Consider the following 23,434-nt stretch of genomic DNA (forward strand, 5'->3'; position numbering starts at 1 on the left):
TATCACCCCCACTTCCACTTTATTCGGGCTATCATGACGCGCTAGAATTAGCCCTCGGGCTCACAAACAAACCAGCCAAAAAAAGGAACCTCCGTTGTCCGCCTACCTAGAGCTTAAAGAGCAGCTTAACCAGCAGCAACACACCTGGCTGATTACAGGCGTCGCCGGGTTCATCGGCTCAAACCTGCTTGAGGAACTGCTGAATCTCGGTCAGACAGTTATCGGGCTCGACAACTTTGCAACAGGCCACCAGAAAAATCTGGAAGCCGTAAAAATGGCAACAGGGGACAACTGGCAAAACTTCACCTTTTACGAAGGCGATATCCGCAATCAGGAAGATTGTCAAAAAGCCTGTCGGGGCGCGGATTTCGTGCTCCATCAGGCTGCACTGGGTAGTGTCCCTCGTTCAATTGCAGACCCCATTCTAACCAACAGCGCGAACATTACCGGCTTCCTCAATATGCTGGTTGCGGCGCGAGACGCCAAAGTAAGACGTTTTGTTTACGCGGCATCTTCTTCCACCTATGGCGACCACCACGCCCTCCCTAAGGTTGAAGACACGATAGGTAAACCGCTATCCCCTTATGCCGTCACCAAATATGTCAACGAACTTTACGCCGATGTGTTTGCCAAAACCTACGGCATTGAACCCATTGGGCTGCGCTACTTTAACGTCTTTGGCCAGCGCCAAGACCCGAATGGAGCCTATGCCGCGGTCATACCCCGCTGGTTTGGCAATCTGCTTGCAGGAAAAGGCTGCCAGATCAATGGCGACGGCGAAACGTCCAGAGACTTTTGTTTTATCAGCAACACTGTTCAAGCCAATCTTCTGGCTGCCACGACCACAAACCCCGACGCGATTAACCAGGTATTCAATGTTGCTTTTGGTGAAAGAACATCACTCAACGAACTGTTTGAATCGATACGGGATCTGGTAACTGAAAAACACCCCGAACTGGCGACAGCAAAACCGCAATATGAAGATTTCAGACCTGGTGATGTGCGTCACTCCCTTGCCGACATTTCAAAAGCAAAAATGCTTCTTGGCTACCAGCCCTCGCACAGCGCACAACAGGGCCTCTCGGAAACAGCAAACTGGTTTATGGAGCACATGGATACACACTCCTCACCGGGCGCCAGCTAAAGCAACTTTTGCATCACTTAAACCATAAAAAGGAATCCATTCACCGTGAAAAAAACAGCTGTTGTCGGCCTTGGTTATGTAGGTCTGCCTCTGGCAGTTGCCTTCGGCAAAAAAACTCCCACTATCGGCTTTGACCTGGATGAAAAGAAACTCTCGCATTACCGCGCAGGACGCGACCCCAGTGGAGAGGTAGAACCAGGCGATCTGAAAGCAGCAACCGGACTCGAATTCACCAGCGAAGGCAGCAGGCTTGCAGAAGCCGATGTCATTATCGTTGCGGTACCTACACCTATTGATCACGCCAACAGGCCAGACCTGAGAGCCATTTTGGGAGCATCGCGCACTATTGCCGCAAATATGAGCCCAGGCACAACCGTAATTTATGAATCAACCGTTTACCCTGGGTGCACAGAAGAAGACTGTATTCCTGTTCTTGAAAAGGTTTCGGGGCTACCTTGGCTGGGACGCCCCGAAAACAATGGCGAAACTGAAGGTTTCTACGTGGGCTACTCACCGGAACGTATTAATCCCGGCGACAAAGTACACAGACTCGAAACGATCACCAAAGTGGTTTCCGGCGACACCCCGGCAACGCTCGACAAGGTAGCCGCTACCTACGAACTGGTTGTCGACGCAGGCGTTTATCGGGCCGCCAGCATCAAAGTGGCAGAGGCCGCCAAGGTGATCGAAAACACCCAACGCGACCTGAACATTGCATTAATGAACGAACTGGCTCTGATTTTCCACCGCATCGGCATTGATACCGTAGACGTACTGGAAGCCGCTGGCACCAAGTGGAACTTCCTTCCCTTTCGCCCCGGACTCGTTGGCGGACACTGTATCGGTGTTGACCCCTATTACCTGACCTACAAGGCGGAAGCCGAAGGGCACCACCCCCAGGTTATTCTGGCCGGACGAAAAACCAATGATGGTGTCGGCAAATATATTGCCGAGCAAACCATTAAACAGATCGTCAAAAAAGGGCACGCAGTCAAAGGAGCCAATATCGTCATACTTGGCCTCACGTTCAAAGAAGATTGCCCTGACCTGAGAAATTCGAAAGTGATCGACATTATTACCGAGTTAAAAGAATATCAGTGCAATCTCATGGTGCACGACCCGCTTGCCGACAACGAAGAAGCGGTAGAGGAATATGGCGTTGAGTTAACACCCTGGAGTGAACTGAAAGGAGCTAGCGCCGTGATACTTGCCGTAGCCCATCAGCAGTATAAAAAGCTCTCAGCAAGTGATTTCGAAGCCATTACAGCACCTGATTCAACACTGATTGATGTTAAATCAATGCTGGACCGTACCCAGTTTAATAATGACAATATAAACATCTGGCGTCTCTAGGGCACCGCTGAATAATAGGGTGACATCCCGGTAATAGCGCGGCCAACAGTCAAAACAAGAACAGCTTATTATGGCCGCGCAATGCTTTAAGGTTCGCCATTTTTACCAGAAAAGCGTGCCAGCTTCCGCTTCACCTTTCGGCCGAGTATATGCTTTGCAGCGAAGTATCGCCCTCTCCAGGTGGATGAATTAAACGCCATAAAACCCACATAAAACCGGGAATCCTTCGTCCACTTCTTTTTATACTCATCATTCCCATAACCATAATCGAGCAGCCCGACGCCATCCTGGTCCAGCAAATGCTGAATCATAAAACCTGTCAGCACGACTCCGGGAGCCTCTTTTTTGTACTTTTCGTCATACCCCAACCGCAAACAACTGGCCACACCACCCGATACCACCCAGTATTGGGCCGCAACAGGTCTGTCATCCAGATACAAGACACCCAGCCGCATACAGCCGCGCTCAGCGGTCAACTTGATTAAATCCAGAATGCCTTTCGACACCATCGAACCCGGCTCTTTCCAGCTGACCACCGAAGACAGGATATAACCATCAAGAAGCTTCTGGAATTTCTCCGCATCCTTATCATCCGTGCACAACTCAAACTTTACCCGCCCCTCTTTTTCGAGATTTCTCTCTCTGCGCCGCACATTATAACGGTGGTTTGAACTGCGGCTCTGGAAGTAACCTTCATAATCCAGATCAGTAGTGACTTCATACTGATTGTAAGAGTTGTCATAGACCTGAACGTAATAACCTGCATTTCTGAGGGACTGATGCACCAGAGAAGCCAGCTCCGAGCCACGCTCTGCTGGCCACAGTCGAATCACATCCGCTGCGGGCAAACCAAGCTGGTCACATCCCTCCCGCAGCTCTTTCATCAATGCAGAAAGTAAAATCGGATATTCGCTGGCAGGCACGCAGGGGGAGAATAAAAAATTGATAAGAGAGTAATTCTCCATATGACCAATGCTGGTCAACGTTCGTGCGCCAAAAACAGCACCATCAGAACGCGTCATGCGTAATGGCGCAAGGAAAAGGGGCTTGCCATCAGACTCTTGCTCCACACCGATCAGGCACATTTCGCTCTCATCGGAATAGTATTTTTCCATCAAAAATTCCAGCCAGGGGCGATCATAAAAGAAACCTTTTTCAGCAGAGAGAGTCAGCAGATCACTATAGCTTTCCGGCAACTCCTGATAATTTTTATAACGCCTGTATCGGTTATTCAAACCGGGTTCCCCTCATCACCTGTTTCTCCAAATTCTCCTTGCTGGTTACCTACATCAAAAAAACCCACCCAAGCTTTTCTGGCCAGGTGAGGAATCAGCAAATATAAAGGCATCCTCAGATAGTGCGAACGCACATAAAGCAGAAACTCCGACACTCCGGCACACCTGCGCTTACAGCTGGAATGATTTGGCACAAATGCCTGTCTGAACATAAAATCCACCAGCGGGAACAACACTTTTCCCGGACGCCATTGAATTATTTTGCGGTTGATCTCATCAGGGATCGGCGTTTTAAAAAAGAATGCTGTGTATCTGACACCGTAAAAGAGCGGGGTCATCAAGCCCAACTCTTCAGCCCTTGTTATCAGCTTTTCCCAAAACGCATCACTCTCCGCCCAAAAGCGGAGCAACCTGTCAAGATCCCACAAATCACGAAGCCCATGCTGAAATTCTCCTTCATGAAACAGGTGCGCAGCACTATGAAGAACCATATCTGCGGGCGACAGGGAAAACAGTCCATCACTCACCTCTATCGCATCGGCAAACAATTTATCCGGCTGCAATTTTACCCTTGACGTTGGCGGCAGGATCGTATGATGCACATCCAGAGTGGACTCTCTCTCCTCATGACCTAACGGCGGAATTTCGTGCATCCATTTTCGATAATAACGCTCATCGTAAGCAGAATGTCTGCCAGGCAACCAACCGTAATCATTTAACACCGACTCCACACGAGCGATATTCTTTTCGGGTACCAGTAAATCGATATCGGACATTAGCCGCCCCTCGGCGGCAGGCAATCCTGAGGCTATATAAGCCGCACCTTTCAATAACAGTAATCGCTCAGAGGCGTCGCCGTACGCTTTTCGCAACCAGCGCAGCTCATAACCAACGGACTGTTTTTGCTTCAAGTGAACCAGCCAGGTTGAATACAGCTGCGCACGGGGCCGCTCAGGCACTTTGTGTAAAAGTTCACAACGCATGATTCTGTGATACAAGGATGCGACCAGACCCGTAACCCTGGCTTGAGGAATCAGCACATCCCAATCACTGAGTGTAAGCTCGACAACACTGTCCGGATTCAGCAACACATCCACCAACAAACAGTCACCCACTAATACAACTCCTTTTCCAATTGATTGATCACATCAATCGCCTGATCAAGGTGGGCATAATTGAGGCTATAACAATCAACGGCATCCAGGCACATAGACATGGTATTGAAACCATCTACACCAAGCAGGCTGTAATTAAACGAATGTAATGCGGCAAACATGAAACAATCCGCTTTGCCCCTGGGCAACAACTCCAGATCACTGTTCGCTGAATACTCGGGAAATACCATCAACCGCGCAGGAACCGGTGTTGTATCGTGGCTGCCAGCAGCCATATCCGCTTTCATATGCGATACCGTGCCTTTATGTGTCTCCTCAGCAACAGCACCAAATACCGATTCTGGATAACGAGATTTGATAATATCAATGGACTGATTCTTTAAACCTACAGGCCGACAAACGGGCACAATTTCCGAAGAGCCCTGCTTTATTAACGTGTGCTCGTCTGACAACACCCGCCAGCCCGATAGCGCCAATGCAGCACAGAGCGTGCTTTTACCAGCACCAGGCAATCCCGGAAGAATTAACGCTTTATTGTTTTTTTCAACGACGGCAGCATGCAGTTTCAGATGTTCGTTGGCAAAACGGGCAACACACCAATTCATTCCCCACTCAAGGAACGCAAAGGCATGCGCATTTTTTATACGGTTAAATGGCTGGCCATTATCAATATAAAAATCGACTCTTCGCCTTAAGTACTGCAAAAAATTTGCCGGCCTCACCCCCACATGAAAATCGGCAAAGCCGTTTATATCAGCCAACGGATAATCGCCATAGAGTGTTTGCAAACTTTCAACAATCAAGTCGAGGCTGCTTTGAATAGCGTAGGTATAAGGCCCGACTTTTATACGAAGCTCTCCCCGCTTGAGAAGCAGGCGCAGCTGCTCCAAGGATAGATCTGAAACGACTGCCACTCAGAAGACCTCTACCAAATCCAGAGACGCCAACTCAAGCAACAATTGCTCCAGAAACTGCTCCTGTTCATCAGTCGAAAGATCGGCCAGAGCAGGCTCGCACTGCTGCTGCAACTCACTCTCGGATAATGATTTCAAAGACAGCTGCTGCAGAATATGTGCGGCAAACTCATCAAGTAAATGCGTATCACCACTAGCGGGATCAAAGTAAACAGACCGTCCCTCCCCCCTGTCGTACCATAGCCCTTTTGAGCAAGCTCTCCATTTCACCTTGCGGCTATCCTCTTAAACATTTCATCTGGCATTATTCCACAGCCAACAAATCTGCACCATGCAAGAGAATATCAGGCAACCCGGGGCCGTGGACTGCAATAATAACCGCGCAGATAGCAAAAAGGTGGCCGTCAGCCACCTTTTATCACTCGCCGATTCGGAGATAAACCAACTACCACCAATTATCTTTCCGGGTAGGAATCTTTACGCAATACTGCTTATCCTCACCATATCCTTTAGTAAACTGCTTATATTTCCCTGAACGCCAGTATTCACCAAATTTGTCCACCTCTTTCTTGTGGTGGGCAACAGATGATGGATCACCATTACGCCACGACTCATAGACAGTTGCCGACAGACACAGTTTGTCGAAGCTCTCTTTTTTGGCTGACTTCTTCCAGCCCCAGTTTTGACCATACGACTGAGACCCCCATGCGGCCCGGTTGCCCAGAGTCAGCAAAACTGCGCTACCAACAGCCGCAGAGCGAATAAACCGCCGACGAGACTTACGACTTTCCGCTACCGGCGACAAGCGAGTATCATCACTTGAGCGATTATCATTATTTTCCATAACATATCCTTAAGAATCCATTATTGACCCATCTTATCGCCTTACAAAAGGCAGCAACGGTCAACCTGAACACGGCAAATATACTTAGCGCCAACTGAAAGCAAATTTCGTACCAATACAAAAATATCTTTATATTATAAAGTGTTAAACAGCAAAAAACTGTTAGCCTCATCCCAAAAACCCGGCCTCACTACATTTTGTAAAAAAACCTGACTCAAGCCAAAAAAAATCGATCGAAGATGTCAGTTTTTTTTACAGATCAAACGGGCAAGCAGGTAGAGCACCGAAAACTCGGGCAGAAGAAAAAATCTAACTCACTGATTTTTATATCTAAAAAAAATGTGGCTTACATTTTGCGTCCGATTTATATTGTTATCCTTAAAAATCGCACTTTGTAGTATTATGCGCGACATATAAACCTCAGGTTACAGACATGACAGAAGAAACAAAACGCACTCTTTCTTCAACCTCTTGCGATCAAACAGAAAACGCATCAGGCGCTGATCGCAGATCATTCCTGATCAAGGCCGGTATTGCCGCTCCCCTGGCGATACTCGCCACCAGCAGACCCGCATGGGGCGACCTGACAAATCAGGATTTTCGCTGCGGTATCTCCGGACTGGTATCGGGCAATGTTTCCATCGCTCCGGGTCAGGACTTGTGCAACGGCGGATTTAGCCCGGGATACTGGGGCAACAAAAACGGCTTCCCCCGCTGGGCCAGCCTCCATGACACGCCCTTCTGCGGCGCCGGCGGCATTTTCATACACTGCTCGTGCAGCGGCGATAAAGTCGCCAGCTATGCAGGTGTAACCATGGGAGAAATCATTACTAATAACACCTATTCGGGAAGCTTTGGTTTTCATGCAGTTGCCACCTATCTGAACTCCCTGTACGTCGTCAACTACGCGATATCTACTGCAGATGTTCTGAACACGGTTAATACGGTAATGGGAACAGGTTCGGTGACAATTAGTGGCGTATCTTTTGATTGTAAAGGTGTGAAAGATCTTTTTGATTCAACCTACTAAACGATCAAAGCCAGGCAAATCTGAACGTGAAGTAAGGTGAACGTCCACTCAGATACTCTGAGCGCACTAAACAGCCGGTATTGCTGGTCAACGCCAACCGATTTCGTTTGCACCTGTATCGATAACGAATACCTGCTGTTTAACCGCTCATCCAGCGATACGCTCTTGCTGGATGCGGTCTCGTTCAGCATTCTGACTTCGCTGGCCGGATCAACTTTTCAGCACACTCCTGAATCCTCACCGGAACCTCTTGATTTAAACGACCTAAACCTTGAAGATCTTACAGATCATATTGAGCATTTGAAGGATCTAGGGTTATTACAAACAAAAGCCATACAGTCTCCGATTTAACTCTGGAAGAAGTTCGCAAACGACTGAAGAGTCAAGATGGTTTAGCCCTCCGTACCGGCCCCTTCTCAGTTAACATTCGATCGAAAATTCCGTCAGTCGCCGACAATCTGTTCACTATGTACCAGGCGTCACACCTGCCGGATGAAAACAGCTTTATTGACTTCCACGTTGCGCTGAAAACACCGAACCTGACAAGAAAACTGATAAAACCACAGGTACAGTTCTATTTTGATGGCATCCCCCCTTTCAAGCCTCTCCCCTACGTGCAAGCATACCCCATGCTCGAATGGGGATTAAACCTGTGTATCTCCTCCAACGCGCACCAATTCCTTATCATTCATGCCGCTGTCGTTGAAAAAAACGACACAGCACTCATCCTTCCAGGACCTTCTGGTAGCGGAAAAAGCACACTTTGCGCAACACTCATCAATTCCGGCTGGCGCCTTTTATCTGATGAACTCACGCTTATTTCAAGAACATCCGGTCTTGTTCAGCCTCTGGTGAGGCCAGTAAGCCTGAAGAATCAGTCTATCAATATCATACAAGAGCGCTTCCCTGAAGCTCTGTTAACCCCTGTCACAAAAGATACCGCCAAAGGCACTATTGCCCACATGCGACCACTCGCCGGAAGCGTGCAGCGCTCAGATACTCCAGCAAAGGCCCGGCTTATTATCTTCCCTCAATATATAGCCAACAGCCCAACCGACGTTTCTGAATTATCCAGAGCCATGACGTTTATGAGGCTCATTGACAACTCCTTCAATTACAGCCTGCTTGGAGAAGAAGGATTTCGACTGATGTCCAGCGCACTCTCTCCGTGCAGGTGCTTTGAGTTCAGATACAGCAATCTGGATGACGCGCTAAACGTCATCGATAATCTGGCAGGGCAATATGGCAATGGATAATAACCGACAACTTCTGGTATCCGTTCTAAAAGCGCCGTCACTATGTGAAGCGTTATCCTCCAGGCAATGGGAGCTCCTTGTACGACAGGCCAGATCATCAAACCTGCTCGCCCACCTCTACCATACAACCCGGGGTTTTAGCAGCAATGTTCCTGTAGAAGCCCTTGCGCACATGGAGGCCGCAGAGGTGGTTTCAAGGCATCAAAGAAATGCTGTTCTGAACGAAATTCATTTGCTGAAAGCAATTATGGACGAAGTTGGAACCCGGCTCGTTTTATTAAAAGGTTCTGCATATATTGCGGCAGGGCTTGCAGTGGCTAACGGTCGACTACTCTCTGACATTGATATCCTGATCAATAAGAACCTACTGCCACAAGCCGAAAAAGCACTGGCGCTCAATGGCTGGTTCAGTATCCACCACGACCGGTACGATGATCGCTATTACAGAAAATGGATGCACGAAATTCCACCGCTGGTGCAAGTCAAACGACAAACCAATCTGGATGTGCACCACACAATCCTGCCGCCCACGGCCCGTTATAAGCCGGACCCGGATAAGCTGTTCAACCAATTGACGGCTACCAGCCAGCAAGGCGTTTTCACCCTTTCGCCACAAGACATCGTAATTCACAGCGCTACGCACCTGTTTCACGAGGGTGAGTTCAACCACGGCCTCAGAGATCTGGTAGATATTTCAGAATTGATCAAGGAGTTCAGCCAGGATAACCCCGATTTCTGCGAGAACTTACCCGCCAGAGCAAGAGAACTCGATCTGTCGAGACCTCTATTCTACGCCTTTCGATATGCCATCAGTATTCTGGACGCACCCATTTCCGAAACAGCCTATAAAATGGCTTCTGTGGAAAAACCCAATGGCCTCACTCTGGCATTTATGGACTTTATATTTGACCGCGCACTGACACCCCACCATAGCAGCTGCAACAAAACCCTGTCCGGCCTATCAAGGTGGATTCTTTATATTCGCTCCCATTATCTGCGAATGCCCACCCATTTACTGATTCCTCACCTCATCAGAAAAGCATGGAAACGCCGTATCAAAAAACCGCACGACGAAAACAGGATGGAAGCCCACAAGGTCGAGGAACTCTGAAAACAGAATTCGCAGCCTTAGTCCTTGTCAAGGCTGCGCTGAATTGCATCAATCTTTACTAAGCAGGCGAACACCATTGCGGCAATACCACCGTTAAACAATGTCAACGCCTCAAAACCCGCAACATAAAAACTGCCATTCAGCCTGAATAAGACTGCCGCCACACACAGCAAAGCACCCATTACCCCGGCAATCGTAGACATCTGTTTCAGAACGCTCATCCCATACCCCTAAAAATATTTATAAAGTGTGCCTTATTAGGCCACCGCCCATACAACTTTTCAATAATTCCGGAAAAAAGCTTTACCCCATAAAACAACCATTCCTTGCCGCTCTTAATTCACCGACTTATACTTGCCCTATTCGGCAGCAAAACGGACACTGCTCCAGACAGGCTTTTCAATTATGTATGAAGAATTCTACAATCTACGGGCTGAACCATTTCGATTAAGCCCCGACCACCGCTTCTGTTTCAACCACAGCAGCTATGCCAAAGCCAAAGCCTACATGAAATACGCTTACCAGCGGGCTGAAGGTTTTGTCATGATCACAGGACGACCCGGCACCGGCAAAACAACGCTGGTGAATGATCTGATAAACAGCCTCGATTCACGCGAAGCCAATGTCGGCATGCTGGTTTGCACACAGCTGGAAGCAGAAGACCTTCTGAGAATGGTCGCCGACGCCTTCGGCATTCCCAGCAACACCAATCAGAAATCCCAGCTGTTGCAAAGCCTGTCCAAGCTGTTCACTGACGGCTACTCCGCAGGCAAGCGGGCACTGCTGATTATTGACGAAGCTCAGGATCTGTCGATGTCGGCGCTGGAAGAACTTCGACTCCTCACTAATCTGCAGATAAACAGTATGCCTTTACTACAGATTTTTCTGCTGGGCCAGGAGGAGCTCCGCGACATGGTTCAACAACCCAGCATGGAACAGGTGCACCAGCGTCTGGTAGCAGCCTGCCATTTACGCACGCTGCAGGAAGACGAAACCAAATCATATATCAAGCATCGGCTTGGCCAGGTTGGCTGGAACGGTGATCCCGCAATCAGCGAAGCGGTATACCCGGTCATTCACAAATTCAGCCTTGGTATTCCCCGTCGTATCAATATGCTGTGCAGCAGGCTTTTTCTTCATGGCTGTGTTGAGGAGCTTCACCAGATTGGCATCCAGGACGCTAAAATTGTTCTCAATGAAATCAAACAGGAACAGCTTACATCCGAGGAAATTCCGGCAGATAGTGATTTCGACGTAGAAGACATTTACGAAAAACCGGAGCTTGCGCCAGTAGAAAACATTAACGAAGCAAAAAAAAAAGAACCTGAAAAGCCCCCCAAAGTAGATCACGCTCTGGAACAGGCCGTAAAGGCTTCTTCGGCGCCAAACAGCACTATTCAGAAAGGCGCCTATCATGTTGGAGCCAGTGAAGATGCCAGCCCCGATACCGAATACCGTGGCCCAAGATCAAGGAAAGGGCCTCGCCGGTCGGGAGAAGACCGCCGGGGTGAAGTCCGCTTTGAACCTCGCTCCAGCGAACGGCGACAAAACCCTGGTCGCAGAAAAGAAGACACTGTATCCACCCTGCTTTCGAGGCGCCTCTGGGGAAAGCTGAAGCGCTGACCGCCCCCCGCTCCTGTAGCAAAATGCCTGCCGTACAACACTTTTTAGTCAGCTAAAACTTGTGCCCGACAGGATTCCCGCTACAATCGCACGCTGTTATCAAGGAGTCTTCTGTGTACATTAATCAAGCAACTAATGAGCAGCTGCAACAGTGGGAAGCCGAACTTGCCGGGCAATATGCTGCTTACCTAAGTAACGGGCTTTCACTGGACCTGACCCGAGGAAAACCTTCACCCGCCCAGCTCAATCTGGCGCGATCTCTCGATGGTATTCTGGAAGGTAACTACATTGCCGACGATGGCACAGACACTCGCAATTACGGCGGCATAGATGGTCTGCCCGCCATGAAAAAATTAGCAGCAGAAATCCTCGACACTCTCCCGGAAGAAACCCTGATAGGTGGAAACAGCAGTCTCAGCCTGATGTACCTTTATGTTATGTTCTGCTGGGTTTTTGGCCCCAACGGAAAAGGCTCTGCCTGGCAAAATGAAGGCCGTGTTAAATTCCTGTGCCCGGTGCCCGGATATGATCGCCACTTCGCTATCTGTGAAGAGTTTGGCATTGAAATGATTAACATTCCCATGACCGATGTCGGCCCCGACATGGATAAGGTTGAAACCTTATTGCGAACCGACAAATCCATCAAGGGCATGTGGTGTGTTCCCAAGTATTCAAACCCCACTGGCTGTATCTATAGCGATGAAACCGTGGCAAGACTGGCAAAACTGGGCCATCTTGCAGCAGATAATTTCCGTATTTTTTACGACAACGCCTACGCCGTACACGACCTGAAACATAATGGCAACCAGCTTGCGTCGCTGATGAATTTGTGTCGCGAGGAAGGCACAGAATCAAGCGTTATCCACTTCGGCTCAACATCAAAGGTCACCTTCGCTGGTGCCGGTGTCGCCTTTCTTGCCAGTTCACCCGCCAATATAACCGAACTGAAAAAACGGCTGGGAATATTTACCATCGGCCCCGACAAGATCAACCAGCTGCGCCACATAAAACTATTCAACTGCAAGGCCGATCTGGTATCCCACATGCAACAACACGCAGACCTTTTAAGACCTCGTTTTGCCTGTGTAGAAAAACATTTACATGAGAGTTTTGCCGGGTCTGATCTGGGGTCCTGGATAACACCGGAAGGCGGTTACTTTGTTTCGTTCGACACACGGCCTGGCCTGGCAAAAGAAGTGATACGGCTGGCAGCAGAAGCAGGCGTCAAGCTCACACCTGCGGGCGCAACATTCCCCTACGGGAAAGACCCTGAAGACAAAAATATTCGCATCGCCCCGTCATTTCCTTCAATGGAGGACATTGACCAGGCAATGACTGTATTTACCACTTGCGTGAAACTGGCTTCAGTCCGACAGGCACTGAACGGCTAGCAACGGCACCTGGGAGAAGGGCATAAAAAAAATGGCTTGTCACACGACTCTATTCGCCAACAAGCCGTTTTCCAGAGAGACTCAATCTTTTCGAGTGGGCGCTGCGCTTGGGTAAGGAAATGCGGTAACGTTGCTACCACCTTTCACTTCGGTAATTTTACAGGCACCTTCTTTTTCCACTTCGTCAATACGGACAACAGAATGCATAGGGATGAAGCTGCGTTTAATGGAAGAAAATTCGTTTTTCAGCTTTTCTTCTGCCGGATCCACAATCATCTGCGAACGCTCACCAAAAACAAATTCCTCCACCTCCAGAAAGCCCCAGAGGTCGCTCTGAAAAATATGCCGGGCATAAATTTCATAAACCTGGCCCTGATTAAAAAAGGAAATCCGATAAACAGGTTCTTTGTTGTGAGCGGGTTGTTTAGTCATACGTTTCAGCCCAATTGCAGTGATTTCTACGTTAATCTTCTATGCCCCCTGGCAAGGGGGCGCAATATTAGCATAACCCGCAACATAATCTGTAAAAATTTCATTAAGTTAAGTTAACAGACCACCAAACAACAGCTATAATTGCCGCCCTTTCATTATCGGTCACAATTTAACCACTCACCATGTCTGAGCACAGCCTCGAAAACAAAAGCACCGGCAGACCTGTCAAGAAACTGCACATCGTGACACACGGTTGCCAGATGAATGAATATGATTCCGCTCGCATGCGTGACCTGCTAGGCGACAGCCATCAAATGGTACCAACCGAGGATGCCAGTGAGGCCGATGTCATCCTGCTGAATACTTGCTCCATTCGTGAAAAAGCCCAGGAAAAAGTCTTCCATCAACTGGGCCGCTGGAAACACCTCAAAGAAAGCAATCCCGACCTGATAATCGGTGTTGGTGGCTGCGTAGCCAGTCAGGAAGGCGCGGCCATTGCCAAACGCGCCCCTCATGTAGACCTGGTTTTCGGGCCGCAAACCTTGCATCGACTGCCGGAAATGATGGCCGAACGCAAACAGGGGGACGGAACCACTGTTGTCGACATCAGCTTCCCCGAAGTAGAGAAATTTGACCGCCTGCCGGAGCCTTCCGCCGACGGCGTTTCTGCATTTGTTTCCATTATGGAAGGCTGTTCAAAATACTGTACTTTCTGCGTTGTACCCTACACCCGCGGCGAAGAAGTGAGTCGTCCGGCAACCGACGTATTGACCGAAGTCACGCAGCTGGCCGAACAGGGTGTGCGCGAGATCAACCTGCTGGGGCAAAATGTAAACGCCTACCGGGGCGAGATGCCCAATGGCGATGTATGCGACCTGGCAGAGCTGATCACCTATGTCGCCAGAGTAGAAGGTATTGACCGGATTCGCTACACAACATCTCACCCTGTCGAATTCTCGGACAGCCTGATAGACGTCTACAAAGACGTTCCGGAACTGGTTAGCCACCTGCACCTGCCGGTGCAGAGCGGTTCAGACAGAATATTGATGGCAATGAAGCGCGGTCATACGGCTATTGAGTACAAATCAAAAATCCGCCGCCTGCGGGCAATCCGGCCGGACATCAGCCTGTCTTCCGACTTTATTGTCGGCTTCCCCGGTGAAACCGAGCAAGAATTTGCCGCCACCATGAAATTGATTGAAGAAATCGGCTTTGACCACTCTTTCAGCTTCATCTACAGCGCCAGGCCCGGCACTCCCGCTGCAGACCTTCCGGACGAAACACCGGAAGAAGTGAAAAAGCAACGTCTGCAAATATTACAGTCCAGAATCAATCAGCAGGCTATGGAAATCAGCCGCAGAATGGTTGGCAAAATAGCCCGTGTGCTGGTGACGGGTATTTCCAAAAAAGATCCCGGCCAACTGCAAAGTCGTACCGAAAACAATCGCGTTGTCAATTTCCTGTGCAGCGATCACAAACTCATTGGCCAGTTTGTTGATGTCAATATTACCGAAGCACTACCAAATTCTCTGAGAGGCTCCCTGGTACGCTAGGGCCTGAAATCATTCATTAATAACTCTCCGGCATATTGTCATCTCCCTGAAACAACCATTATTTATATAGAATGGCTTCAGGTAGTGGATTTCCCGCAAAACCGGCAATCAAGTGTTTTCAGCCAGAGTCAAAGGATATATGCTAACCACAACGCCACAGTCGTAAGGAATTAATTGTTTGGCAAATTTGAATCATCAATCCGCCGCACAAACGATCACTCTCGAACCCAACGATGCCCGCCGCCTCGCAAACCTTTGCGGTCAATTTGACGAACACCTACGACTCATCGAACAACGCCTTGATATTGAAATTCGCAATCGCGGCAACCTGTTTGCATTCTACGGAGACAACAAAACCTCCAAGGTTGCTTGCGAGCTGATTTATAACCTCTACAGGGAAACAGAGAGCAACCCGTCTCTGGCACCAGACGAGGTACACCTTTTCCTTCAGCAATCTAGCATTGAGACGCGTATGGACAAAACCACCGCAAAATCAGCTGGCATCCCCCCCCAGGAAGCCACCCCCAACAATTCGGGAAATGTTGAAAACATCACTGTTATCCGCACTAAAAAAGGCAATATCAAACCCCGCGGAGTCAGTCAGCAGCGCTATGTACGATCCATCCAGACTCACGATATTAACTTCGGCGTAGGTCCTGCCGGCACAGGTAAAACCTACCTCGCGGTAGCCTGTGCCGTTGAAGCACTGCTTCGTGACGAGGTTGAAAGAATTCTGCTAGTTCGCCCGGCGGTTGAAGCCGGAGAAAAACTGGGGTTCCTGCCCGGCGACCTGAGTCAGAAAGTAGACCCCTACCTGCGCCCACTTTACGATGCTCTTTATGAAATGCTGGGCGCAGAAACCGTGTGCAAACTGATAGATCGCGGTGTTATCGAGATTGCACCGCTGGCCTATATGCGCGGACGCACACTGAACGGTTCTTTCATTATCCTTGACGAGAGCCAGAACACGACCTGTGAACAAATGAAAATGTTTCTCACCCGAATCGGGTTCGGTTCAACGGCCGTCATCACAGGGGATACATCACAAATAGATTTACCTCGTGGCACACGCTCCGGCCTGTTACAGGTCTGTGAAGTGCTAAAAGATGTTGAAGACATCAGCTTTTCTTTCTTTACCTCGAAAGACGTCGTTCGGCACCCGCTGGTCCAGCAAATTGTCGATGCTTACGACAATTTTCAGGAAGACAGCAACTAGGCTCTATTGGCATAAAATGAAGCTTGACCTGTCTCTGGATAACGCCACCTCTTCCTGCTTGCTTCCCGATGAAGAGGATGTTCACCGATGGGCCTCAGCCGCCCTTGAAGGGCACTGCCCTGCTGCTGCGTTATCCATCCGAATTGTTGACGAGCAGGAAAGCGCCGACCTCAACCTCCATTATCGCCACAAACCCGGCCCGACTAATGTGCTGTCTTTCCCAGCAGAAATCCCAGGCGAAATTCTGCTCCAATTGGAGTTCCCGCCGTTGGGTGATCTGGCTATCTGTGCGCCAGTTATGGAAAGGGAAGCGGCACAACAGGACAAGGACATCGTGGCTCACTGGGCCCACATCGTTGTACATGGCTGCCTGCACCTCGTTGGTTATGATCATCTCAACGATACAGATGCCGACAAAATGGAACGTCAGGAAATCACCCTTCTCAAAGGGTTCGGCTTTTCGAATCCGTATGAACAGCACAACTCACCATCGAACAAACACCTATTACCGCAAGGAGCGGACGAAGCAACATGACCGAAGACGACTCGAGTAGCCAGCAGGAAAAATCCTGGCTGGGCAAGCTGGCCGACGCTTTCTCTTCAGACCCGCAGTCCCGCGAGGATCTGGCCCAAATACTACGCGCCGCCTATGAAAACAACCTGATCGATAATGACGCTCTGGAAATTATTGAGGGCGCGCTTAAGGTTTCGGACCAGCAAGTCAGGGAAATCATGATCCCGCGCTCAAAAATGGTACTGATCCGGCGTGAAGATTCCCTGGAAACCGTACTTAACACAGTCATGGAATCCAACCACTCGCGCTTTCCTGTTATTGGGGAATCTGCCGATGATGTGCGTGGCATTTTACTGGCAAAGGAGTTATTGCCTCTGGTGCTCGGTGGCCGGGAAAACTTTGATATCGACAAGGTTATACGCGCTGCGGCCATTATTCCGGAAAGCAAACGTCTGAATGTTTTACTGCGTGAGTTTCGCGAGCAGCGTTACCACATGGCCATTGTTGTTGACGAATACGGCGGCGTTGCCGGCCTGGTGACCATTGAAGATATCCTGGAGGAAATTGTCGGCGACATCGAAGACGAAACCGATGCCGAAGAAACCAGTATGATTCGGCTTCAGGACAGCGGCAGTCATCTCGTAGAGGCACTGACCCCCATAGAAGACTTTAACGAGTTTTTTGATGCAGGCCTCAGTGATGAGGAGTTCGACACAATCGGAGGCCTCATTGTGCAGGCATTTGGTCGCCTGCCCGTTGTCAACGAATCGATTGAAATAGAACAATTCAGTTTCAGAATCGTCGAAGGTGACAGCAGGCAAGTCAAGCTGCTCGAAGTCAACCCTTGCGAGCCGGGTTACTCCGGCATCTAACAACAGTCTGATCACCCCCGGACGACAACCTGCATGCGACACAGAATGGTTATCAATACAGCTCGCAGGGTAAATTCTGCCGCATTGTTACTCGGCGCATTGATGACCTTATCCCTGTCTCCCTGGAATTGGTGGTGGATAGGCATGGTATCGGCGGCGGGGTTGCTACTATTGCTGAAAAATACATCAGGCAATTTATTCTGGTGTTGCTTCTGGTATGGCATGGGGCTTTTCGGCACAGGGGCCTCCTGGGTGTTTATCAGCATTCACGAGCACGGTAATGCATCCGTCACCCTGGCTGCCACACTGACACTGTTGTTTATCATGGCACCCGCGATCTCTTTTGCCCTTCCCATGAGCCTGTTTCGCTGGTGTAACAAACATTCTGTTACGGCCATTTTTGCTTTTCCATGCCTCTGGGTGATTGCCGAATGGTTCCGTAGCTGGCTTTTGTCCGGCTTTCCCTGGCTCTACTTCGGTTACGGTTTCATCGACACCTACCTGGCAGGCTGGGCACCGGTGGGCGGTGTATTGACGATCAGCTGGATCGGTATCTTTTGCGCTGCCGCGCTGACACAGGCAACCAATGTCCAGCGCCACAGCACTGCCCTGATAGCCTACTCCACCTTAATGGCCATACTCTGGATCGCTGGCTGGTATTTCAGCAGTCTCCCCTGGACCAGCGCGCTCACCCAAAATGTCAGCATTGGTATCATTCAGCCCTCCCTGCCGCTTTCCGTGAAGTGGGACAAACACAAACTCAACGATATTCTTAACCTTTATCAGAGGCAAACCCGCCAATTACTGGAACAGGATATTATTGTCTGGCCTGAGTCTGCCATTCCCCAGCTACAGCACAACGTCAGGGATTTTCTGAACGGTATTGATACCTTGGGGCAGCAAAGCCAGACCGCTATTATCACTGGCATACCAACACAAAACTCCGAAAATGGCCGCTATTACAACTCGGTCATTGCTCTTGGCACAGCCAAGGGCACTTACCACAAACAGCACCTGGTTCCCTTTGGTGAATACATCCCGCTGGAAAACTGGCTGCGGGGCACGATCGATTTTTTTGATCTGCCAATGTCTCAGTTTAGCTCCGGTCCCGAAAATCAGCCTCTGATCAAAGTTGGAGCGCTGAATATCAGCAGCGCTATTTGTTATGAAATTGTTTTCCCCGAACTGGTTGCGCGATCGGCAGCCAACGCAGAAATACTTCTAACCCTCAGCAATGACAGCTGGTTTGGCGATTCCCTGGGCCCTAAGCAGCATCTGCAAATGGCCCGCATGCGAGCACTGGAGAATGCCAAACCACTGATCCGGGCAACCAATGACGGACTCACTGCTCTGATAGACAAACATGGGAAAATCACCGCCTCGATACCGGCCTTTCAGCGGACTGTACTAACAGGTGAGATAACACCTCAACGCGGTCAGACTCCCTTCAACCGATGGCAGTCAATTCCCATTATCCTGCTCTCCCTGGCAACACTGGTTTTCGCGACGCTGCTGAACCGCAGATACTGACACCTCCCTGCACGCAGCATTACCTAACAAACCGTTGGCTTTCGCCTTCGAGCAGTTCAATACAAGGCAGACAGAAAATCAACAGCCTGCTAGGTGTCCCAGCAGAATTCCCCTATAATCCCGCCCTTGCCCGGTACAACAAACAGCACCGCACAAACACATCTGGACGACAATAAACAGCGTCCCAAATGTCATCGATACAACAGCGAGCGTTATGGATCAGCAATATCACCCCGAAAAAATTGAAGCCGCAACACAGCAGTTCTGGCAGGACGAAAAAAGCTTTCTGGTAACGGCAGACAAGAGCAAAGAAAAATACTACTGCCTTGCCATGTTCCCCTACCCCAGCGGCAAACTGCACATGGGGCATGTGAGAAACTACACCATTGCCGACGTGATCGCTCGCTATCACCGCATGCTGGGCAAGAATGTTTTGCAGCCAATGGGTTGGGATGCTTTCGGATTGCCCGCAGAAAATGCCGCCATTAAAAATAACACGGCTCCGGCAAAATGGACCTACGAAAATATCAATTACATGAAAACCCAGCTCAAACAACTGGGTTTCGGCTATGACTGGAGCCGTGAACTGGCTACCTGTCAGCCCGATTACTACCGCTGGGAACAGTGGTTTTTTACCCGCCTCTACGAAAAAGGTTTGGTCTACAAGAAGACCGCTGCTGTCAACTGGTGCCCCAACGACCAGACTGTACTTGCCAATGAGCAGGTTATTGACGGCTGCTGCTGGCGTTGCGATACAACGGTGGAGCGCAAGGAAATCCCTCAGTGGTTTATTAAGATTACAGCGTACGCCGAAGAGCTACTGAATGACCTCGACAAACTGGAGCAGTGGCCTGAGCAAGTTCGCACCATGCAGCGCAACTGGATTGGCAAGAGCCGCGGAGTTGAAATGACCTTTGCGCTTTCAGAACCGGTCGCCGAAATGGACAGCTTTGATGTCTACACCACCCGCCCCGACACCATCATGGGTATCACCTACGTCAGTCTGGCGGCAGAGCATCCCATCGCCCTGGCTCTGGCAAAAGATAACCCCGAACTCGCGGCCTTTATCTCCAGTTGCAAGGAAACTTCCGTTAAGGAAGCGGACATGGCCACCATGGAGAAGCGTGGTATGGCAACAGGTATTAACGCAACCCACCCCCTCACAGGCGAACAGGTGCCGGTTTGGGTGGGCAACTATGTGCTCATGGATTATGGCTCCGGTGCAGTGATGGCGGTACCCGCACACGACCAGCGAGACTTTGAGTTCGCCTCCAAATACAAGCTGCCCATCAAACAGGTTATTGCCCCCACCGAAGGCTCCGATAACATCTGCGATCTCGACTCATGTGCATTTACCGACAAGGGCGTGCTCATCAACTCCGGCGTCGACTTTGAAAACCTTGACGGACTTGACTTCGAACAGGCGTTCGATGCCATTGCCGCGCAACTTGAAAGCCTCGGCCGCGGCAAAGTCACTGTCAACTACCGACTGCGGGATTGGGGAGTTTCACGACAACGCTACTGGGGCTCTCCAATCCCTATGTTCAACCTCCCCGCAGGGGGCGAAATCCCGGTACCTGCCGACAGGCTTCCTGTGCGACTGCCGGAAGACGTCGAAATGGATGGCGTACAATCCCCCATAAAAGGCGATCCGGCGTGGCGAAAAGCTGAACTCAACGGGCAAGCTGTTGAACACGAAACGGATACCTTCGACACCTTTATGGAATCCAGCTGGTACTACGCCCGCTTTACCTGTCCCGATTATGACCAGGGCATGCTCGACAGCGACGCCGCCAACTACTGGCTGCCGGTAGATCAATATGTTGGTGGCATTGAACACGCTATTCTGCATCTGCTCTACGCCCGCTTCTTCCACAAGCTGATGCGCGATGAAGGACTGCTCAACTCCGATGAGCCATTTACCAGACTGCTCTGCCAGGGCATGGTGCTAAAAGACGGCGCAAAAATGTCGAAGTCAAAAGGCAATACGGTTGATCCGCAGCAACTGATCAACAGTTACGGCGCTGATACCGTAAGATTGTTTACCATGTTTGCTGCACCACCAGAGCAATCACTGGAGTGGAATGACAGCGCAGTAGAAGGGGCCAACCGCTTTTTGCGCAAACTGTGGAAAACAGTTTATCAACACAGGCAAGCCAGTCAGCCAGTCAATCCGGACTTCACCAGTCTCAACGAATCACAAAAGAACCTGCGCCGAAAAACTCATCAGACCATTGTCAAGGTTACTGACGATTACGGTCGCCGACAAAGCTTCAACACTGCCATTGCAGCGACGATGGAACTGCTTAATGATGTCAGCCGCCTGAACGACCAATCCACCCAGGGGATTGCCGTGATACAGGAAGCTCTGGAAACCGCCGTACTCGTTCTGGCACCCGTTGCGCCGCATATATGTCATGCTCTCTGGATCGCATTGGGTCACAACACCCCGGTGATTGATGCCAGCTGGCCTCAGGTTGATGAAACCGCACTGACAAAAGAAACTCAAACCATCGTGGTTCAGGTGAACGGCAAAGTAAGAGGGCAATTGGATGTGTCCGCCGACTCGGACAAGGATACCCTGGAAAAGCTGGCTTTGGCACACGAAAACGTACAGCGCTTTACGGCAGGACAAAGCATCCGTAAAGTAATCGTGGTACCCGGCAAACTAGTCAATGTGGTTGCCAACTAGAAGACAATAAAGGAATTTTCATGAACAACTTATTTCGCAGTGGTATTGCCCTTATTCTGTCTGTTCTGCTCGTCAGCGGTTGCGGCTGGCACCTCCGCGGCCATAACGATGCGTTGCAGAATGTTCAAAGCGTCCACATTAGTGGTCGCAACCTGCAAAGCCCGTTGATCCAAACACTTAAACGGGATCTGAAATCCATCGATGTCGTTCTGTCAACAGATGCAGCCTCAGCACAATACAGCATTATCATCCTCGATGAGCGCTCCAGCCGCCGCACAGCAACCGTTAGCGCCAGCGCCCGTGTTGCCGAATACCAACTTACCGAAGAGGTCGACCTGTTGATTCTGGGTGCTGATGGCATCCAGCAAATGCCCAGAACCACTCTGACACTGGAGCGTGTGTTTGAGTTTGATGAAGACAACGTGCTGGCAAAAGATGACGAAATGGAATTGTTGAGACACGAAATGCGCGCTAACCTGTCCCGGCAAATTATTGACCGCTTACGCCTAATAAGCAGCAGACCGGCAAATGCAAAGCCTGCTGTGACTGAAGATGCGCCTGAAAGCTGAACAACTCGACAACCACCTTTCGCGAGACGCTCTGGCATCCGTTTACCTGATCAGCGGTGACGAATCACTGCTCGTGCAAGAGGCCTCGGATCAAATCAGAGCATCAGCTGTTGAGCAGGGCTTCGCTGATCGCGAACTGTTCCACACAGACAGCAACTTTGACTGGAATCAGGTTCTCACTGAAGCAAACAGCCTATCGCTGTTTTCCGCCAAGAAGATTCTTGAAATCCGACTCACCAATGGCAAGCCCGGCGATAAAGGGTCCCGACTCATACAGGAATATCTCGACAACCCCAACCCGGACACACTGTTGCTGATGATCGCCCCCAAGCTGGATGCCAGTAGTGTTCGTAGCAAGTGGGTCAAACTCATTGAGTCTACGGGTATATTTATCCAGATCTGGCCCGTCACGCCAGCACAGCTGCCACGCTGGATCGGCAACCGATTGAAACTGGCGGGTATTCGCGCCAATTCCCAAGCCATTGAAATTCTGGCCGACCGGGTAGAAGGCAATCTATTGGCCGCAGTGCAGGAAATTGAGAAACTCAAACTACTGGTGCCTGATGGTGACGTGGACGCCAAAACCATGTCCACCGTGGTTGCTGACAGCGCTCGCTACGATGTTTTCTCTCTGGTGGACAAGGCGCTCGCTGGCGACGCGCAAAGTGCCAGCAGAACCCTGCGCGGACTCCGGGACGAAGGCAGTGAAGCAACGGTTATCCTCTGGTCCCTGACCAGAGAGATTCGCACGCTGCTAACCGTGTCCGAAGCTCATAGCCAGGGTGAACATCTTGACTGGGCGCTGAAGAATGCAGGGGTGTGGGACAAGCGAAAGCCCCTGGTAAAGAGTGCCGCCCGCCGTCTCAGACCTGCTACGCTGAGGCAAATGCTGCGCCTGTGTGGCGGCATTGACCGCGCGATCAAGGGCATGCGCGTTGCAAACCCCTGGGATGATTTGAGCACTCTGGTGTTGATGCTATCCGGCTCCAATAGCCTGCACCCACAAAATCTTCGCTTTTCCCTGCAAGACAGTTAACCTC

At 50.2% G+C, this 23,434-nt stretch carries 23 protein-coding genes; 16 read left to right on the forward strand and 7 right to left on the reverse strand.

Translation table 11 applies throughout. The features are described from left to right. The first annotated feature begins 94 nt into the window (after positions 1–94). Together tviC and H7A02_10555 are read left to right on the forward strand one after the other, a co-directional pair. Positions 95–1,144, forward strand: coding sequence for a Vi polysaccharide biosynthesis UDP-N-acetylglucosaminuronic acid C-4 epimerase TviC (gene tviC, locus H7A02_10550; GenBank protein MCP5172696.1), 1,050 nt, complete (start codon positions 95–97; stop codon positions 1,142–1,144). A gap of 45 nt (positions 1,145–1,189) precedes the next feature. Further along, the gene (locus H7A02_10555) at positions 1,190–2,497 is read left to right on the forward strand and encodes a nucleotide sugar dehydrogenase (protein MCP5172697.1); all 1,308 of its coding nucleotides are present in this window, start codon (positions 1,190–1,192) and stop codon (positions 2,495–2,497) included. 86 nt (positions 2,498–2,583) lie between these two features. On the opposite strand, the gene H7A02_10560 is transcribed toward H7A02_10555, so the two are convergent. From H7A02_10560 to H7A02_10580, 5 genes are all read right to left on the reverse strand, one after another. Then, a complete protein-coding gene (locus H7A02_10560; GenBank protein ID MCP5172698.1) occupies positions 2,584–3,732 on the reverse strand; it encodes a GNAT family N-acetyltransferase in 1,149 nt (382 codons plus the stop codon). After that, a complete protein-coding gene (locus tag H7A02_10565; protein MCP5172699.1) occupies positions 3,729–4,847 on the reverse strand; it encodes a nucleotidyltransferase family protein in 1,119 nt (372 codons plus the stop codon). Before H7A02_10565 ends, H7A02_10560 begins: the two co-directional genes overlap by 4 nt. Next, entirely contained in the window at positions 4,847–5,761 is a 915-nt protein-coding gene (locus H7A02_10570; GenBank protein MCP5172700.1) for an HprK-related kinase A, read from the reverse strand. Before H7A02_10570 ends, H7A02_10565 begins: the two co-directional genes overlap by 1 nt. Then, positions 5,762–6,031, reverse strand: a complete 270-nt coding sequence (locus H7A02_10575) for an HPr-rel-A system PqqD family peptide chaperone (GenBank protein ID MCP5172701.1) — start codon at positions 6,029–6,031, stop codon at positions 5,762–5,764. A 175-nt stretch (positions 6,032–6,206) separates the two neighbouring features. Beyond that, entirely contained in the window at positions 6,207–6,605 is a 399-nt protein-coding gene (locus H7A02_10580) for a hypothetical protein (GenBank protein MCP5172702.1), read from the reverse strand. 433 nt (positions 6,606–7,038) lie between these two features. On the opposite strand from H7A02_10580, the gene H7A02_10585 reads away from it, so the two are divergent. From H7A02_10585 to H7A02_10600, 4 genes are read left to right on the forward strand one after another with little or no spacing between them, the layout of a single operon-like run. Then, the gene (locus tag H7A02_10585; GenBank protein ID MCP5172703.1) at positions 7,039–7,635 is read left to right on the forward strand and encodes a hypothetical protein; all 597 of its coding nucleotides are present in this window, start codon (positions 7,039–7,041) and stop codon (positions 7,633–7,635) included. A 36-nt stretch (positions 7,636–7,671) separates the two neighbouring features. Beyond that, complete coding sequence (locus H7A02_10590; GenBank protein ID MCP5172704.1) at positions 7,672–7,986, forward strand: hypothetical protein; 315 nt, start codon at positions 7,672–7,674, stop codon at positions 7,984–7,986. Continuing rightward, positions 7,953–8,891: an HprK-related kinase A gene (locus tag H7A02_10595; protein MCP5172705.1), complete on the forward strand. Its 939-nt coding sequence runs from the start codon at positions 7,953–7,955 to the stop codon at positions 8,889–8,891. Before H7A02_10590 ends, H7A02_10595 begins: the two co-directional genes overlap by 34 nt. Beyond that, a complete protein-coding gene (locus H7A02_10600) occupies positions 8,884–10,002 on the forward strand; it encodes a nucleotidyltransferase family protein (protein MCP5172706.1) in 1,119 nt (372 codons plus the stop codon). The genes H7A02_10595 and H7A02_10600 overlap by 8 nt, the downstream gene beginning before the upstream one ends. Positions 10,003–10,019: 17 nt before the next feature. On the opposite strand, the gene H7A02_10605 is transcribed toward H7A02_10600, so the two are convergent. Then, on the reverse strand, positions 10,020–10,223 hold the full coding sequence (locus H7A02_10605) for a hypothetical protein (protein ID MCP5172707.1): 204 nt from the start codon (positions 10,221–10,223) through the stop codon (positions 10,020–10,022). Between the two features lie 184 nt (positions 10,224–10,407). Here H7A02_10605 and H7A02_10610 point away from each other — a divergent pair, with 184 nt between their 5' ends. Together H7A02_10610 and H7A02_10615 are read left to right on the forward strand one after the other, a co-directional pair. Further along, positions 10,408–11,625 carry an AAA family ATPase gene (locus tag H7A02_10610; protein MCP5172708.1) on the forward strand — a complete coding sequence of 406 codons (1,218 nt, stop codon included), beginning with the start codon at positions 10,408–10,410 and terminating at the stop codon, positions 11,623–11,625. 113 nt (positions 11,626–11,738) lie between these two features. Next, positions 11,739–13,016, forward strand: a complete 1,278-nt coding sequence (locus H7A02_10615; protein ID MCP5172709.1) for an aminotransferase class I/II-fold pyridoxal phosphate-dependent enzyme — start codon at positions 11,739–11,741, stop codon at positions 13,014–13,016. Between the two features lie 81 nt (positions 13,017–13,097). Here the strand turns inward: H7A02_10615 and H7A02_10620 are convergent, their stop codons facing one another. Further along, positions 13,098–13,448, reverse strand: coding sequence for a DUF1820 family protein (locus H7A02_10620; protein MCP5172710.1), 351 nt, complete (start codon positions 13,446–13,448; stop codon positions 13,098–13,100). Between the two features lie 182 nt (positions 13,449–13,630). Here H7A02_10620 and miaB point away from each other — a divergent pair, with 182 nt between their 5' ends. The 8 genes from miaB (at position 13,631) to H7A02_10660 (ending at position 23,430) form a co-directional block, all read left to right on the forward strand. Continuing rightward, on the forward strand, positions 13,631–15,001 hold the full coding sequence (gene miaB / locus H7A02_10625) for a tRNA (N6-isopentenyl adenosine(37)-C2)-methylthiotransferase MiaB (protein ID MCP5172711.1): 1,371 nt from the start codon (positions 13,631–13,633) through the stop codon (positions 14,999–15,001). A 178-nt stretch (positions 15,002–15,179) separates the two neighbouring features. Beyond that, positions 15,180–16,217, forward strand: a complete 1,038-nt coding sequence (locus H7A02_10630; GenBank protein MCP5172712.1) for a PhoH family protein — start codon at positions 15,180–15,182, stop codon at positions 16,215–16,217. 16 nt (positions 16,218–16,233) lie between these two features. Beyond that, on the forward strand, positions 16,234–16,752 hold the full coding sequence (gene ybeY / locus H7A02_10635; protein MCP5172713.1) for an rRNA maturation RNase YbeY: 519 nt from the start codon (positions 16,234–16,236) through the stop codon (positions 16,750–16,752). Then, positions 16,749–17,603 (forward strand): CBS domain-containing protein, encoded by an 855-nt coding sequence (locus H7A02_10640; protein MCP5172714.1) that lies wholly within the window; start codon positions 16,749–16,751, stop codon positions 17,601–17,603. The genes ybeY and H7A02_10640 overlap by 4 nt, the downstream gene beginning before the upstream one ends. 45 nt (positions 17,604–17,648) lie before the next feature. After that, on the forward strand, positions 17,649–19,133 hold the full coding sequence (gene lnt / locus H7A02_10645; protein ID MCP5172715.1) for an apolipoprotein N-acyltransferase: 1,485 nt from the start codon (positions 17,649–17,651) through the stop codon (positions 19,131–19,133). Between the two features lie 214 nt (positions 19,134–19,347). After that, complete coding sequence (locus H7A02_10650; protein MCP5172716.1) at positions 19,348–21,825, forward strand: leucine--tRNA ligase; 2,478 nt, start codon at positions 19,348–19,350, stop codon at positions 21,823–21,825. 20 nt (positions 21,826–21,845) lie between these two features. Then, complete coding sequence (locus tag H7A02_10655; protein ID MCP5172717.1) at positions 21,846–22,394, forward strand: hypothetical protein; 549 nt, start codon at positions 21,846–21,848, stop codon at positions 22,392–22,394. Then, the gene (locus H7A02_10660; protein ID MCP5172718.1) at positions 22,378–23,430 is read left to right on the forward strand and encodes a DNA polymerase III subunit delta; all 1,053 of its coding nucleotides are present in this window, start codon (positions 22,378–22,380) and stop codon (positions 23,428–23,430) included. The genes H7A02_10655 and H7A02_10660 overlap by 17 nt, the downstream gene beginning before the upstream one ends. Positions 23,431–23,434 lie beyond the last annotated feature (4 nt).

The organism is Pseudomonadales bacterium, from assembly GCA_024234435.1.
In the GTDB taxonomy this organism is placed as follows: Bacteria; Pseudomonadota; Gammaproteobacteria; order Pseudomonadales; family Porticoccaceae; genus JACKOF01.

Coding starts and splice junctions, on each gene's coding strand:
- miaB (MCP5172711.1), top strand. CDS start 13,631: ATGTCTGAGCACAGCCTCGAAAACAAAAGCACCGGCAGACCTGTCAAG.
- H7A02_10655 (MCP5172717.1), top strand. CDS start 21,846: ATGAACAACTTATTTCGCAGTGGTATTGCCCTTATTCTGTCTGTTCTG.
- H7A02_10580 (MCP5172702.1), bottom strand. CDS start 6,605: ATGGAAAATAATGATAATCGCTCAAGTGATGATACTCGCTTGTCGCCG.
- H7A02_10585 (MCP5172703.1), top strand. CDS start 7,039: ATGACAGAAGAAACAAAACGCACTCTTTCTTCAACCTCTTGCGATCAA.
- H7A02_10640 (MCP5172714.1), top strand. CDS start 16,749: ATGACCGAAGACGACTCGAGTAGCCAGCAGGAAAAATCCTGGCTGGGC.
- ybeY (MCP5172713.1), top strand. CDS start 16,234: ATGAAGCTTGACCTGTCTCTGGATAACGCCACCTCTTCCTGCTTGCTT.
- H7A02_10605 (MCP5172707.1), bottom strand. CDS start 10,223: ATGAGCGTTCTGAAACAGATGTCTACGATTGCCGGGGTAATGGGTGCT.
- H7A02_10610 (MCP5172708.1), top strand. CDS start 10,408: ATGTATGAAGAATTCTACAATCTACGGGCTGAACCATTTCGATTAAGC.
- lnt (MCP5172715.1), top strand. CDS start 17,649: ATGGTTATCAATACAGCTCGCAGGGTAAATTCTGCCGCATTGTTACTC.
- H7A02_10650 (MCP5172716.1), top strand. CDS start 19,348: ATGGATCAGCAATATCACCCCGAAAAAATTGAAGCCGCAACACAGCAG.
- H7A02_10600 (MCP5172706.1), top strand. CDS start 8,884: ATGGATAATAACCGACAACTTCTGGTATCCGTTCTAAAAGCGCCGTCA.
- H7A02_10620 (MCP5172710.1), bottom strand. CDS start 13,448: ATGACTAAACAACCCGCTCACAACAAAGAACCTGTTTATCGGATTTCC.
- H7A02_10660 (MCP5172718.1), top strand. CDS start 22,378: ATGCGCCTGAAAGCTGAACAACTCGACAACCACCTTTCGCGAGACGCT.